The organism is Micromonospora sp. CNZ296, assembly GCF_007827635.1.
In genome coordinates this window covers 1-13,261 of sequence record NZ_VISW01000014.1, presented here as the reverse complement: position 1 = coordinate 13,261, position 13,261 = coordinate 1, and the positions used below count along the sequence as shown (strand labels likewise).

Here is a 13,261-nt window from a genome sequence, read left to right as displayed (position 1 = left end):
CCGGCCGGGGCGTCAGTCGGTGGGCAGGAGCGGGCGCATGAACGTGCGCTCGTACCGCAGGACACAGCCCGACTCCTCGCGGATCCGGTCGGCGGCGACGAACTCGGGGTCCACACCGAGCCGGGCCCGGTACTGCTCGTACGCCGTCAGGCTGTCGATCGTGTAGTGCACGACGCAGGTGATCACGGCCACGATAGCGGCGGCCGGTCAGGCGGCGGAGCGGCGGCCACCGGGGTCGGTCGTGTCGGCCAGGCCGGCGTACCGCCCCCTGTGGTAGAGCAACGGCGAGCCGACGTCGGCGTGCCGCAGCAGCTCCGGTTCGGCCAGCACGACGGCGTGGTCCCCGACGACAACCCGGTCCACCACCCGGCAGAGCAGCCAGGCCAGCGTGTCGTCGAGGACCGGCACCCCTTCCGGGCCGGGCCGCCAGCGGGTCGGCTCGGCGAACCGGTCGATCCCGCTGGTGGCGAACGTCCGGGCCATCTCGTGCTGGCCGTGCCCGAGCAGGTGCACGCCGACGTGCCGGGCCCGGGACACCACCGGCCAGCTCGACGAGCCCCGGTCCAGGCAGAACGAGACGATCGGCGGCCGCAGCGACACCGCGGTGAACGAGGTGGCGGTGAACCCGGCCGCGGGCGGACCGGCGGCGGTGACCACTGTGACGGTGCTGGCCTGGTGCCGCAGCAGCGTCCGCAGCGCGTCGGCGTCGGCGTCGACCGGGGTGTCGGCAGGCTCGGTCACGGTGTTCCTCCAAGGTGTACGACGGGGATCGTCGACCCCAGGGAGAGTTTCCTACCCATCCAGTAGGATTACAAGGTCTTCCCGGGCTCCGGCCCACCAGCGGCACGGTCGGCCACCACCACCGAGATGCCGTCGAGCACACGCTGAAGACCGAACTCGAAGGCGTGGTCCGGCCCGTACGCCGCGCCGTGCGCCATGCCGGCCGCGGTGCCGACCCGCGCGGCGAGCGGGAAGCTGCCGGCGGTCATGAACTTCTCCAGCCAGGGCCCGTGCGTCTGCCACCACTGGTCGTCGGTCATCCCGGTCTCACGTTCCAGCTCGGCCACGTCCAGCGCGACCCGGGCCGCGTTCTTGGCGTGCCCCAGCACGAGCGTGAGCACCGCGTCCATCTCCACGTCGTCCAGCCCGATGTCCGCGACGGCGTGCAGTTCGTAGTCGTACTTGGCGAGCACGTTCGGGCCGAGCACCGGCCGGGTGGTCTCGGCGCGCAGCAGCCACGGGTGGGCCCGGTAGAGGGCGAGGTTGTCCCGCGCGACGCGTTCCAGCCGCCCCCGCCAGCCACCCGGCACGTCGGACGGGCGCGGCAGGTCACCGAGGACGGCGTCCACCATGACGTCGAGCAGTTCCGCCTTACCCGGCACGTACGTGTAGACGGACATGGTGCCCACGCCGAGCGCCTCGCTGACCCGGCGCATGGTGAGCGCGTCGATGCCGTCGGCGTCGGCGATCTCGATCGCGGTGCGCACGATCCGGTCGACGCTCAGGGCGGGACCGGCGCCGCGGCTGGCCGGCTCCTGGGTGCGCCAGAGAAGGGCCAGGCTGCGGGCGGGATCGGCCTTGCGCCGGCGCTCCTTCGACATGGTGCCGTCATCCTACCGGCCACGCCGGTCACCGGCGGTCGGCGGGACGCCGGAAAAGGGGAGCCCGAGAATTGTTCGCGCAAAAAGAATGGCGGGTTCTCCCGCCACTACCAACATATAGCGCACCCCCGGTCTTGCCGCAAGACCCGGGTGAGGGCGCACAATTGCCGGCCGTAACCCATTGCCGAGGCATTCGAAAAGCCGCGAAGAGCGGAGGCTCGGCCGTGCCCGTGATCGGAGACGAGTTGAATCTGCCTGCCACGAGCGTTTTCGATCTTCCCGAGCGTCTGTCGGCGAAGGCCGGCCCGGACCTGATCGCCGCCGACGAGCGGCACTTCGCCGCCATCGCGGACAACCTGCACCGTTCGATCGCCGAGTTGACCGACCGGCTCGACGCGACGCGCCGGGCCGCGGGCGGCCGGGGCCGGCAGGCGGTCGACCGGGACCAGGAGGTCCGGCGGCTGAGCGCGCGCCTGCGTACGCTGCGCCGTTACGGCCTGGACCTGTGCCTGGGCCGGATGGTCGGCGCGGACGGCGGCGAACCGGTGTACGTGGGCCGGCTCGGCCTGACCGACGGCGCGGGCGGCCGGCTGCTGCTGGACTGGCGCTCCCCCGCCGCCGAGCCGTTCTTCGGCGCCACCCACGCCGACCCGATGGGCCTGGTCAGCCGCCGCCGGTACCGGTGGAGCCGAGGGCGGATCACCGACTACTGGGACGAGGTGTTCACCGCCGACGGCCTGGCCGGGCACGCCGCGCTCGACGACCAGTCGGCGTTCATCGCCAGCCTGGGCGCGACCCGGTCGGCGCGGATGCGCGACGTGCTCGGCACCATCCAGGCCGACCAGGCCGCGATCATCCGGGCCGGGTCGCGGGGCGCGCTGGTGGTCGACGGCGGCCCCGGCACCGGCAAGACGGTGGTGGCGCTGCACCGGACCGCGTACCTGCTGCACGCCGACCCGCGGCTGGGCGAGCGCCGGGGCGGGGTGCTGGTGGTGGGGCCGCACCAGCCGTACCTGAACTACGTGTCGGACGTGCTGCCCAGCCTGGGTGAGGAGGACGTGCAGATCTGCACGCTCGCCGACCTGGTGCCCGAGGGCGCGACGGCGGCGCCGGAGACCGACCCGGAGGTGGCCCGGCTGAAGGCGTCCGCGGACACGGTGCGGGCGGTCGACGCCGCGGTCCGGTTCTACGAGGAGCCGCCCGCGACCGGGATGACAGTCGGCGTCGGGGACGGCGAGCTGCGGCTGACCGCCGACGACTGGACGACGGCGTTCGAGGCGGCCGGACCGGGCGTCCCGCACAACGAGGCCCGCGACGACGTGTGGGAGGAACTGCTCACGATCCTGGTGGAGAAGTACCGCGGCGACGAGCCGGAGGAGGCGGTGCGCCGGGCGCTGGCGCGCGACCGGGAGCTGGTCACCGCGTTCGGCCGGGCGTGGCCGCTGCTGGACCCGCTCGACGTGGTGGCCGACCTGTGGTCGGTGCCGGCCTACCTGCGCCGGTGCGCGCCCTGGCTGAGCGTCGAGGAGATCCGTACGCTGCGGCGGCCCGACGCCCGGGCCTGGACTGTCGCCGACCTGCCGTGGCTGGACGCGGCCCGGCGCCGCGTCGGCGACCCGGAGGCGTCGCTGCGGCGGCGCCGCGACGAGGCGGTGCTGGCCGCGCAGCGCGCCGAGATGGACACGGTGGTCGACGCGCTGATCGCGTCGCACGCCTACGACGACGGCGAGGGTCTGATGACCATGCTGTACGGCGAGGACATGCGAACCAGCCTGGTCGACTCCAGCGCATTGAGCGTGACCGATCCGGACCTGCTGGCCGGGCCGTTCGCGCACGTCGTGGTGGACGAGGCGCAGGAGCTGACCGACGCGCAGTGGCAGATGCTGCTGGCGCGCTGCCCGTCGCGCAGCTTCACAGTGGTCGGTGACCGGGCGCAGGCGCGGCACGGGTTCACCGAGTCGTGGCCGCAGCGGCTGACGCGGGCCGGCTTCGACCGGGTCGAGGTGGCCACGCTCACCGTCAACTACCGCACTCCGGCGCAGGTGATGGCGGCGGCCGAACCGGTGATCCGGGCCGTGCTCCCTGATGCCAACGTACCCACGTCCATCCGCGACGGCGCCCCGGTGCGGTACGGCGCCCGCGCGGAGCTGGGCGCGGTGGTGGACGGCTGGCTCGCCGACCATCCCGAGGGCGTCGCGTGCGTCATCGGCGATCCGGCGTTCCCGGCCTCGGAGCGGGTCCGGTCGCTGACCCCGGAGCTGGCCAAGGGACTGGAGTTCGACCTGGTGGTGCTGGTCGACCCGGAGTCGTTCGGCGACGGGATCTCCGGCACGGTGGACCGGTACGTCGCGATGACCCGCGCGACCGGCGAACTGGTCGTCCTCACCGGGCCGTGACCGCGTCCCGGGGGCGGCGCACGGCCGCCCCCGGGCCCGGTTCAGCGGCTCAGCGCCCGGTAGCGGCGCAGCGACAGCGGCAGGAACACCGCGACCAGCGCCAGCGGCCAGAGCACCGCCAGCAGCGGGTAATGCGCTGCCACCCACGAGTCGCCGCCCCACCCGGGGTTGCCGAACAGCTCCCGGGTGGCCCCGACGGTCGCGGACAGCGGGTTCCACTCGGCGACCGCACCCAGCCACGCGGGCATCGTGGACGGCGCCACGAACGCGCTGGACAGGAAGCCCAGCGGGAACTCCAGCGTCTGCACGGCCGTGACCGCACTCTGCCCCTTCACGGTCAGGCCGAGGAAGACGCCCACCCAGACCAGCGCGAACCGCAGCAGCAGGATCAGCCCGATCGCGGCGAGCGTGTCACCGAGGTCGCCGCGCGCCCGCCACCCGACGGCCAGGCCGACGAGCAGCATGACGGCGAGCGTCACCACCGCGAACATCAGGTCGGCCACGGCGCGGCCGAGCAGCGGGGCCAGCCGGGACACCGGCATGGACCGCAGCCGGTCGGTGACGCCGCGCTCCAGGTCCGCCGAGACCGCCATGGTGGTCATGCTGATGCCGAAGACCATCGTCATGGCGAACATGCCGGGCATCAGGAACTCCCGGTAGCTGCCGTCGCCGGGCACCTGGAGCGCGCCGCCGAACAGGTAGGCGAACATCAGCACCATCAGGATGTCGAAGCCCAGCGAGCCGACCAGCGGGCCGGGCTCGCGCCGCCAGTGCGCCAGCGCACGCCCGGTCAGCGTCAGGCCGTCACCGGCCAGCGACGCGCGCCGGGCCGGGGTCACGGTCGCTGTCACGCGGTCACCTCCACACCGGTCCGAGCGGCGGACGGCGCGCCGGTGAGCTGGAGGAACACCTCGTCCAGCGTGGGCCGCCGCAACGCCACGTCGGCCACGTCCACGCCGTCGGCGTCCAGCGCGCGCAGCACCTCGGTCAGCGCGCCCGCCCGGTCGCCGACCTGGGCGCTGACCGCCCGGCGGTCCGGATCGACAGCCGGTTCGGCGCGGGCGACCGTACGCAGCCGCCCGGCGGCGGTGGCGAGGTCGGCGGCGTCGCGGACGACCAGTTCGATCCGGTCGCCGCCGAGCCGGGACTTGAGCGCGTCAGGTGTGCCCTCGGCGATCACCCGGCCGGCGTCGAGCACGCAGACGCGGTCGGCGAGCTGGTCGGCCTCGTCCAGGTACTGCGTGGTCAGCAGCACCGTGGTGCCGCCGCGTACCAGGTCGCGTACCGCCTCCCACACCTCGTTGCGCCCGCGCGGGTCCAGCGCCGTGGTCGGCTCGTCGAGGAACAGCACCGACGGCGCGAGGATCATCCCGGCGGCCAGGTCGAGGCGGCGGCGCATGCCACCGGAGTACGTGCGTACCGGCCGCCCGCCGGCGTCGGCGAGCCCGAACCGGTCGAGCAGTTCGGTGGCGCGCCGCCTCGCCCCGGCCCGGTCCAGGTGGAACAGGCGGCCGAAGATCACCAGGTTCTCCCGCCCGCTCAGTGCCTCGTCCACAGCGGGGTGCTGCCCGACCAGACCGATGCGGTGGCGCACCCGGTCGGCCTGTCCCGCCACGTCGAAGCCGGCGACCTCGGCCCGCCCGGCGTCGAAGCGCAGCAGCGTGGCCAGGATGCGGACGGCTGTGGTCTTGCCCGCCCCGTTCGGGCCGAGCAGCCCGCACACGGTGCCCGGTCGCACCCGCAGGTCGAATCCGTCGAGCGCGGCGGTGTCCCCGTATCGCTTGCGCAGGCCCTCCGCCAGGATCGCATGTTCCACGACTGTGCCCCCTCCGTTGACGACGGCCGCTAACGTACAACGTACGGTAGCGCGTCCGCCAACGTTTCAGTCGACCACGCGGTGCTCCCAGGCCCAGACCGCGATCTCGGTACGGTTCCGCAGGCCGAGCTTCGTCTGCACCGCCGACACGTGGCTCTTCACGGTGCTCAGCGAGATGAACAGCTCCGCGCCGATCTCCAGGTTCGTCCGGCCCCGGGCGATCTCCCGTACCACCTCGATCTCCCGCTCGGACAGCGCCGGACGGCGCTCGTCGCGGGGCGGCGCGGGCGGGGTCAGGTGCCGCAGCAGCCGGACCGTCACCGACGGGGACACGAGCGCGTCACCCTGGTACGCCGCCCGGACCGCCTCCACCAGCAGCGCCGGTCCGGCGTCCTTGAGCAGGAACCCGGCCGCTCCCCCGCGCAGCGCGCCGTAGACGTACTCGTCCAGGTCGAACGTGGTGACCACGACGACCCGCAGCGGGTCGGCCACCTCGGGCCCGGCGAGCGCCCGCGTCACCTGGAGTCCGTCGAGCCGCGGCATCCGGATGTCCACCAGGCAGACGTCCGGGCGCAGCCGGCGGGCCTGGGCTACCGCGTCGACGCCGTCGGCCGCCTCGGCGACCACTGTGATGTCGGGCTGGTCCTCCAGGATCAGCCGCAGCCCGCCGCGGACCATCGCCTGGTCGTCGGCGAGCAGCACCCGGATCGTCATCACGCCCTCCCGTTCGGCACTACCGCCCGCACCGACCACCCGGCGCCGGAGCGGGGACCGGCGCGCAGCGTGCCGCCGAGGGCCTCGACCCGCTCGCGCAGGCCGATCAGGCCGTATCCGCCCCGCTGCTCGGCGGAAACGCCGGAAACGCCGGACGCGTCGTCGGTCACCTCGACCACCACCGCGTCCGGCTCCTGCGACACGTCCACGGTGACCTGGCCGGCGTGCGGGGCGTGGCGGGCCACGTTCGTCAGCGCCTCCCGGACGATCCGGTGCACGGTGCTGGTGACCTCCGGCGGCCAGGCCGTCTCCCCCGGCAGCCGCAGCCGCACCGGCGGGCCCTGCCGGCGGAACCGCTCGACCAGTTCCTCGATCTGCTCGGTACCGGCCGAGGCCGGCGGCGCGTCGGCGGTGTCGCGCAGCACCCCGACCAGGCGGCGCATGGCCCGCAGCGCCTCGCCGCCGGCCGCCTCGATGCCGGCCAGCGACTCGGTGGCGCGCGCCGGATCCCGCCGCCCGACCAGGTGGGCGGCCTGCGCCTGCACCACCATGCCGGTGACGTGGTGCGCCACCACGTCGTGCAGCTCCCGGGCCAGCTCCAGCCGCTCGTCGCGGCGTACCCGCTCGGCCGCGGCCCGGGCCCGCTCGTCGAGCAGCCGCAGCGTGAGCCCCGCGACGACCCCGCCGAGCCAGCACAGCCCGTTGAGCGCCACCACCCCGGACCCGCCCGCCCCCGGCCGGGCCGCCGCCCACGCCCCGGCCGCCACCACGAGACCACCTGCGGCGATCAGGCCGGCGGGCAGCGGCGGCAGCGCGCGTACCGCCGATCCGACCAGGACGGCCGACGCCAGCGACCAGCGCCGGTCCCGGCTCGGTGGGCAGGTCGAACAGCCGGGCCGCGGCGACTGCCGACCCGGCGACGGCGAGTCCGGCAGTGGCCGTGACGACGCGCTGCCGATGGCGTACCAGAGCCAGCACGCCGACCACGACGGCGGCCGCGCCGCCGGGGAGCCAGTACCGCAGACCCCAGCTCGCGGCGACCGCCACCGCCTGGACGCCGATCGCGGCGAGCAGCACCACGGCGAGGCCCGCCGTCGCCGCCACCCGGGTGAGCCGTTCGGTAGCCATGCCCAGCACGCTAGGAGATCGCGGGCCGGGCCGAACCGGCCGAAAGTAGGGTCCGCCGCGCGCCGGACCCTGCTCCGGACCGATGCCCGCCGGTCCGGACGTGCCCAGGATGAGCCGCATGCATCCACCACTCGCCCTGCACGCCGAGCGGCTGACCAAACGGTACGGCCGCCGCACCGCGCTTGCCGACTGCGACCTGAGCGTTCCGCGCGGGCACGTGGTCGGCCTGGTCGGCCCCAACGGCGCCGGAAAGTCCACGCTGCTGCAACTGGCCTGCGGGCTGATCGCGCCGACCTCGGGCACGTTGACGGTGCTCGGCTCGCCACCGGCTGCCGACGCCGCGCACCTGGCCCGGGTCGGTTTCGTCGCCCAGGACACGCCGGTCTACGCCTCCCTCACCGTCGCCGAGCACCTGCGGATGGGCGCCTGGCTGAACCCGTCCTGGGACTCGACGCTGGCCCGGCGGCGCGTCGACGAGGTCGGCCTGGACCCGGCGCAGAAGGCGGGCCGGCTCTCCGGCGGCCAGCGCGCGCAACTGGCCCTCGCGCTGGCCGCTGCGAAACGTCCCGAGCTGCTGATCCTCGACGAGCCGGCCGCCGCGCTGGACCCGCTTGCGCGCCGCGAGTTCATGCACGGGCTGGCCGGTTTCGTGCGGGAACTCGGCGCGGGCGCGGTGCTCTCCTCGCACCTGCTCGGCGATGTGGCGCAGGTCTGCGACCACCTGGTCGTGCTCTGCGCCGCCCGGGTGCAGGTGGCCGGTCCGGTCCCGGACCTGCTCGCCACGCACCACCGGACAGCCGCGCCCGCCGGGGCCGAGGTGATCTGGGCCGAGCCCGGCCGCGTCGTGGTCCGGGGTCCGGCGGTACGCGACGGCGCGCCGGTCACGCTGGAGGAACTGGTCCTGGCGTACCTGTCCCGGGCCGCCACCCGCCCGGCGGTGACCCGATGATCCGGATGACGGTGCGGCAGTTCCGCCTCCCGGCGCTCGTCGGCGCCGCCCTGCTGGTGCTGGCCGGCGCCTACCTGCTGCGCCTCGGCGCGGACATCCGCGCCGTACCGGATCCGGCCCGGCTGCCCGACCGGTACGCGCAGACGATGCTGTTCCTCGCCGGCGGCTTCGCGCTGGTGCCCGCGCTGATCGGGGCCCTCTGGGGCGCGCCGCTCGTCGCCCGGGAACTGGAGCAGGGCACGCACCGGCTGGTGTGGAACCAGAGCGTGCCCCGCCGCCGCTGGCTGGCGGTCAAGCTGGCGGTGCTCTCGGCTGCCGCCGCGCTCGTCGCCGGTGTGCTCGGTGCGCTGCTGACCTGGGCGGCCTCGCCCGTCGACCGGGTCGCCGGCGACCGGTTCAGCACCGTGCTGTTCGGCGCGCGCGGCGTCGCACCGGTCGGGTACGCGGTGTTCGGCCTCGTCCTCGGCGTGGTCGCCGGGCTGCTGCTGCGCCGCACCCTGCCGGCGATGGCAGTGGTGTTCCTGGCCGTGGTCGTGGTGCAGCTCGCGGTGCCGAACCTGCTGCGCCCGCACTACCTGCCGCCGGAGCGCATCACCGTGCCGATGACCGCCGACACCGTCAACCGGGCCCGCAACCTGGGCAGCATCACCGGCTCCCCTGTGGTCGGCGGGTTGGACGTGCCGGGCGCCTGGGTCACCGACATCAGCCCGCTGCGGACCGCCGACGGGCGGCAGCTCTCCGACGAGGCGTTCGGCACCTGTTTCCGCGATCCGCCGCGTACCGGCGCCACCGGCACGTTCGGCGACACGGCGGTCTGTCTCGGCGCGCTCGACCTGCACGTGGACCTGGCGTACCAGCCGAACCGCCGGTTCTGGGCGTTCCAGTGGATCGAGCTGGCGCTCCACCTCGGCGCGGCGGGTCTGGTGGCGGCGCTCGGCCTGTGGCACGTCCGGAGACGGGCCGGCTGAGCGGACGGGGGCGGACGGTCCGGGCGCCGCGCGCGCCCGGACCGCCGTACCTACCGCTTGAGCAGCGCGCGCAGCGCCTCGGTGATCTCGCCCGGTGCCTCCTCGGCCATGAAGTGCCCGGCCGTGGTGGTGCGGTGCTCCAGGTCCGGGGCCCAGGCCCGCCACACCGCCGCCGCGTCGTAGCCGAGCGCGGCGCCCCAGTCCTGCTGGATGACGGTGACCGGCATGGTCAGCCGCCGCCCGGCGTCCCGGTCCGCCCGGTCGTGCGCCACGTCGATCCCGGCCGACGCCCGGTAGTCGGCGACGATCGAGTCGACCGCCTCCCGGGAGGCGCGCAGGTACTCGGCGCGCACGTCGGCGGGCATGGCCGCCGGGTCACCGGCCCAGGCGTCGAGGAAGTGCCCGAAGAACGCGTCGGCGCTGCCCGCGATCATCGTCTCGGGCAGGCCGGGCGGCTGCGCCATCAGGTAGAGGTGGAACGCCACCGCCGCTGAGGCGCCGTGCAGCACGTCCCACATGTCGAGGGTGGGCAGCACGTCCAGCGACGCCAGGTGGGTGACCGCGTCCGGGTGGTCCAGGCCGGCCCGGACCGCGACCAGGGCGCCCCGGTCGTGCCCGGCGAGCGCGAACCGTTCGTGTCCGAGCGCGCGGGCCAGCGCCACCACGTCGGCGGCCATGGTCCGCTTGCTGTACGTGTCCTCGGTGTGCGCGGCCGGCTTGTCGCTGGCGCCGTAGCCGCGCAGGTCCGGGCAGATCACCGTGTGCTCGGCTGCGAGGTCGGCGGCGACGTGCCGCCACATCAGGTGCGTCTGCGGGAAGCCGTGCAGCAGCACGACCGGGCTGCCGGTGCCGCCCACCGCCACGTTCAGCGCCACGTCCCCGGCGACCGGAACGCGCTGGTAGTCGAATCCCGCGATGGTGGTGCTCATCTCGATCCCTCTTTCGTCTCGTCGTACCGGTCCAGCGTGGCGGCGCCGGATGAGCAACCGATGAGCGCGATACGGTGACCCGGGTCGAGGAGGGGTCGGTGCCTGTCGGTTTCGGTGTGCTGGGTCCGGTCACGGCCTGGGACGACGCGGGTGCGCCGGTCGACCTGAAGGGGCCCCGGCACCGGGCCGTGCTGGCGCGGCTGGTCGCCGCCCGGGGCCGGACCGTGCCGGTCGGGCAGATCGTCGACGACCTGTGGGACGACCCGCCGCCCGGCGGGGTGGGCGCGGTCCGCACGTTCGTCGCGGCGCTGCGCCGCCGCCTGGAACCGCACCGTCCGCCACGCGAGCCGGCCCGGCTGCTGGTCACCGACGGACCGGGGTACGCGCTGCGCGCCGACCCGGACGCCGTCGACGCCTGGCGGTTCGAGGACACGGTCACCGCATCGGCTGACGCGCTGCCCCGGGCCGCGCTCGACCGGCTCGACGAGGCGCTGGGCTGGTGGCGCGGGCCCGCGTACGCCGACTTCGACCAGCCGTGGGCGCACGCCGAGCGGTCCCGGCTGGACCAGATCCGGCTGACAGCCGTCGAGCGGCGGGCCGAGGCGCTGCTGGCGCTGGACCGGGCCGCCGACGCCGTACCCGATCTCGACGCCCACGTCGCCGCGCACCCGTGGCGGGAGGACGGGTGGGCGCTGCTGGCGTCGGCGCTCTACCGGGCCGGGCGGCAGGCCGACGCGCTCGCCGTGCTGCGCCGCGCCCGGGAACTGCTGCGCGACCAACTCGGCCTGGACCCGGGACCGCGGCTGCGGCGGCTGGAGACCGACCTGCTGCGCCAGGCCGAACCCGAACCGACCGGCCCGGCGCGGGTCTGGGCGGAGACCGCGGCGGCGTACGAGCGCAGTGTGGTGCCCGGCGCGCGGGCCCGGCTGGAGTCGACGGTCGGGCTGCTGCGCAGCCTCGCGGTGACCGGGCCGGGCGGACTGGAGGCCGCCCGGGACCAGCGTGAGGCGGCCATCACCGCGGCCGAGCAGCTGGGCGACCCGGAGTTCACCGCGCGGGTCATCGGCGGGTACGACGTACCCGCGATCTGGACCCGCTCGGACGACCCGGCGCAGGCGGCCCGGGTCGTCGCGGCGGCGGAGCGGGCCCTCGCCGGGCTGGGCCCGGACGCGCCGGAGGCGACCCGCGCCCGGCTGCTGGCCACCGTCGCCATCGAGTCCCGCGGTACGGCGTCGCCGCGCCCCGCCGAGGCCGCGCGGGAGGCGGAGGCGATCGCCCGGCGGGTGGCCGACCCGGCGCTGCTGGCCCAGGCCCTCAACGGCGTGTACATGCAGACGTTCCACCGCGCGGGGCTGGCCGCCGAGCGGGACGGGATCGGCGCCGAACTGGTCGCGCTCGCGGCGCGGCACGGCCTGGCCACAGTGGAGATCCTCGGACATCTGATCCGGGTGCAGGCGCGGAGCGCGCTCGCCGACTTCACCACTGCCGACGCGCACGCCGAGGCGGCGGACCGGCTCGCCGCCCGGCACGAGAGCCCGCTCGTCGGCGTGTTCACCGGCGGCTACCGGGCCATGCGGACAGCCGCCACCGGAGCCGCGTACCCGGACGCGGAGGCGGCGTACCGGTCGTGGGCGACCGGACTGGCCGGCTGCGGCATGCCCGGCGTGGAACGCGGGCTGGCGCCGCTCGCACTGCTCTGCCTGCGGGTGTGGCACGACCTGCCGGCCGTCTTCCCGGCGGACACGGACTGGGGCCCGTACGCGCCCTGGGCCCGCCCGCTGCTCCTGCTCGCCGACGGCCGGCGCGAGGAGGCCGCCAAGGCATTGCGGCGCATCCCGGCGCCACCGCGTGACCTGCTCATGGAGGCGCTGTGGTGCCTGACCGCGCGGGCCGCCGTAGCGCTGGGCGACCGGGACGCGATGCTCCGGGCACGAAGCGCGCTCGCCCCAGCAGCGGCTGAGCTGGCCGGGGCCGGTAGCGGCCTGCTCACCGCCGGGCCGGTCGCCGGGCACCTGGGCCGGATCACCAACGGCCTGTTGCGGAATCCGGGGTGACATCGCGTTCGAGCGGAGTCGTCGCGTCGAGGGATGTCGAGGTCCGGCGCCGGCGTGGCGGGTCCCCGGGCCACCGCCACCAGATCCCATAGGCGCACTCGCGGTCCGGGCGCCGAAAGGTCATCTCGTAGACGACTTTCCCCGCCGGGCAGGCACCGCTCGGCTCGCAGCGGGTACGAGCGATCTCCTGGCGACTCGACCCCGACCGGGTTCTCCGCCACACGACCTGCCACGCCTCGGCGGGTGCATCCGCGCGATCGAACTGCACACGCACCGACAGCTTCCCTACCCGCCGCTCCTCGCAGCTCTCGCGGTAGTAGGGCTTCATGGGGGCGTACACGTCTTCGAACACTTGCCTGATCCCGACGTTGACGCGACGTCCGCGGGCGAGCGGGCCGAGGAGATACAACCACCGGTAAACGCGCCCGTCTTCCTCCGCCACAGCACCGTCGAGCAGTCGATGTTCGGGGAACAGCGACGTCACCCCCTCGATCACCCGGTTCTGTCCACTCCAGTGGGAACGGATGCCCACCAGACGAATCTGCCGGGTGGCGCGGACACGTTGCTGTCGCGTATAGGCGTAGCGGTGATGGTCACGGCCGTCGTCTCCTCTGACAGTGATGATGTGGGAGCGGGTCACCCGGCCGGTCTGACTCACCCTCTGACTGACCTTGGGTGTCTTCTAGGGGATTCGTCGGCTTGTCCG

The 13,261-nt window shown here is 74.8% G+C and carries 13 protein-coding genes; 4 read left to right on the top strand and 9 right to left on the bottom strand.

Annotated elements, in window-relative coordinates; translation table 11 throughout:
• Positions 1 to 12: 12 nt before the first annotated feature.
• From FB455_RS22380 to FB455_RS22370, 3 genes are all read right to left on the bottom strand, one after another.
• Positions 13 to 186 carry an NIPSNAP family protein gene (locus tag FB455_RS22380; RefSeq protein ID WP_222434143.1) on the bottom strand — a complete coding sequence of 58 codons (174 nt, stop codon included), beginning with the start codon at positions 184 to 186 and terminating at the stop codon, positions 13 to 15.
• A 21-nt stretch (positions 187 to 207) separates the two neighbouring features.
• On the bottom strand, positions 208 to 741 hold the full coding sequence (locus tag FB455_RS22375) for a flavin reductase family protein (RefSeq protein ID WP_013286233.1): 534 nt from the start codon (positions 739 to 741) through the stop codon (positions 208 to 210).
• Positions 742 to 809: 68 nt separating this feature from the next.
• The gene (locus tag FB455_RS22370; RefSeq protein ID WP_013286232.1) at positions 810 to 1,601 is read right to left on the bottom strand and encodes a TetR/AcrR family transcriptional regulator; all 792 of its coding nucleotides are present in this window, start codon (positions 1,599 to 1,601) and stop codon (positions 810 to 812) included.
• Positions 1,602 to 1,825: 224 nt separating this feature from the next.
• On the opposite strand from FB455_RS22370, the gene helR reads away from it, so the two are divergent.
• Complete coding sequence (helR, locus tag FB455_RS22365) at positions 1,826 to 3,997, top strand: RNA polymerase recycling motor ATPase HelR (protein ID WP_084588825.1); 2,172 nt, start codon at positions 1,826 to 1,828, stop codon at positions 3,995 to 3,997.
• Positions 3,998 to 4,038: 41 nt separating this feature from the next.
• On the opposite strand, the gene FB455_RS22360 is transcribed toward helR, so the two are convergent.
• The 4 genes from FB455_RS22360 to FB455_RS22345 form a co-directional block, all read right to left on the bottom strand.
• Positions 4,039 to 4,848, bottom strand: coding sequence for an ABC transporter permease (locus FB455_RS22360; protein WP_145754926.1), 810 nt, complete (start codon positions 4,846 to 4,848; stop codon positions 4,039 to 4,041).
• A complete protein-coding gene (locus FB455_RS22355) occupies positions 4,845 to 5,813 on the bottom strand; it encodes an ATP-binding cassette domain-containing protein (protein ID WP_114920354.1) in 969 nt (322 codons plus the stop codon). The genes FB455_RS22360 and FB455_RS22355 overlap by 4 nt, the downstream gene beginning before the upstream one ends.
• Before the next feature lie 66 nt (positions 5,814 to 5,879).
• Complete coding sequence (locus FB455_RS22350; RefSeq protein WP_013286228.1) at positions 5,880 to 6,527, bottom strand: response regulator; 648 nt, start codon at positions 6,525 to 6,527, stop codon at positions 5,880 to 5,882.
• Positions 6,527 to 7,297, bottom strand: coding sequence for a sensor histidine kinase (locus FB455_RS22345; RefSeq protein WP_486481564.1), 771 nt, complete (start codon positions 7,295 to 7,297; stop codon positions 6,527 to 6,529). The genes FB455_RS22350 and FB455_RS22345 overlap by 1 nt, the downstream gene beginning before the upstream one ends.
• Positions 7,298 to 7,773: 476 nt before the next feature.
• Between FB455_RS22345 and FB455_RS22340 the strand changes: the two genes are divergently transcribed.
• Together FB455_RS22340 and FB455_RS22335 are read left to right on the top strand one after the other, a co-directional pair.
• Positions 7,774 to 8,604 carry an ABC transporter ATP-binding protein gene (locus FB455_RS22340; RefSeq protein WP_145754925.1) on the top strand — a complete coding sequence of 277 codons (831 nt, stop codon included), beginning with the start codon at positions 7,774 to 7,776 and terminating at the stop codon, positions 8,602 to 8,604.
• On the top strand, positions 8,601 to 9,572 hold the full coding sequence (locus FB455_RS22335; protein ID WP_145754924.1) for an ABC transporter permease subunit: 972 nt from the start codon (positions 8,601 to 8,603) through the stop codon (positions 9,570 to 9,572). The genes FB455_RS22340 and FB455_RS22335 overlap by 4 nt, the downstream gene beginning before the upstream one ends.
• Before the next feature lie 50 nt (positions 9,573 to 9,622).
• Here FB455_RS22335 and FB455_RS22330 read toward each other — a convergent pair whose 3' ends face one another.
• On the bottom strand, positions 9,623 to 10,501 hold the full coding sequence (locus tag FB455_RS22330; RefSeq protein WP_145754923.1) for an alpha/beta hydrolase: 879 nt from the start codon (positions 10,499 to 10,501) through the stop codon (positions 9,623 to 9,625).
• Between the two features lie 98 nt (positions 10,502 to 10,599).
• Here FB455_RS22330 and FB455_RS22325 point away from each other — a divergent pair, with 98 nt between their 5' ends.
• Positions 10,600 to 12,555, top strand: coding sequence for a BTAD domain-containing putative transcriptional regulator (locus tag FB455_RS22325; protein ID WP_145754922.1), 1,956 nt, complete (start codon positions 10,600 to 10,602; stop codon positions 12,553 to 12,555).
• Here FB455_RS22325 and FB455_RS22320 read toward each other — a convergent pair.
• The gene (locus FB455_RS22320; protein WP_145754921.1) at positions 12,524 to 13,213 is read right to left on the bottom strand and encodes a hypothetical protein; all 690 of its coding nucleotides are present in this window, start codon (positions 13,211 to 13,213) and stop codon (positions 12,524 to 12,526) included. The genes FB455_RS22325 and FB455_RS22320 overlap by 32 nt on opposite strands.
• Between the last annotated feature and the right edge of the window lie 48 nt (positions 13,214 to 13,261).

What these genes read in the sequence shown, in the direction of transcription:
- FB455_RS22370 (WP_013286232.1), bottom strand. Translation starts at nt 1,601, where the DNA reads ATGTCGAAGGAGCGCCGGCGCAAGGCCGATCCCGCCCGCAGCCTGGCC.
- FB455_RS22350 (WP_013286228.1), bottom strand. Translation starts at nt 6,527, where the DNA reads ATGACGATCCGGGTGCTGCTCGCCGACGACCAGGCGATGGTCCGCGGC.
- FB455_RS22340 (WP_145754925.1), top strand. Translation starts at nt 7,774, where the DNA reads ATGCATCCACCACTCGCCCTGCACGCCGAGCGGCTGACCAAACGGTAC.
- FB455_RS22335 (WP_145754924.1), top strand. Translation starts at nt 8,601, where the DNA reads ATGATCCGGATGACGGTGCGGCAGTTCCGCCTCCCGGCGCTCGTCGGC.
- FB455_RS22330 (WP_145754923.1), bottom strand. Translation starts at nt 10,501, where the DNA reads ATGAGCACCACCATCGCGGGATTCGACTACCAGCGCGTTCCGGTCGCC.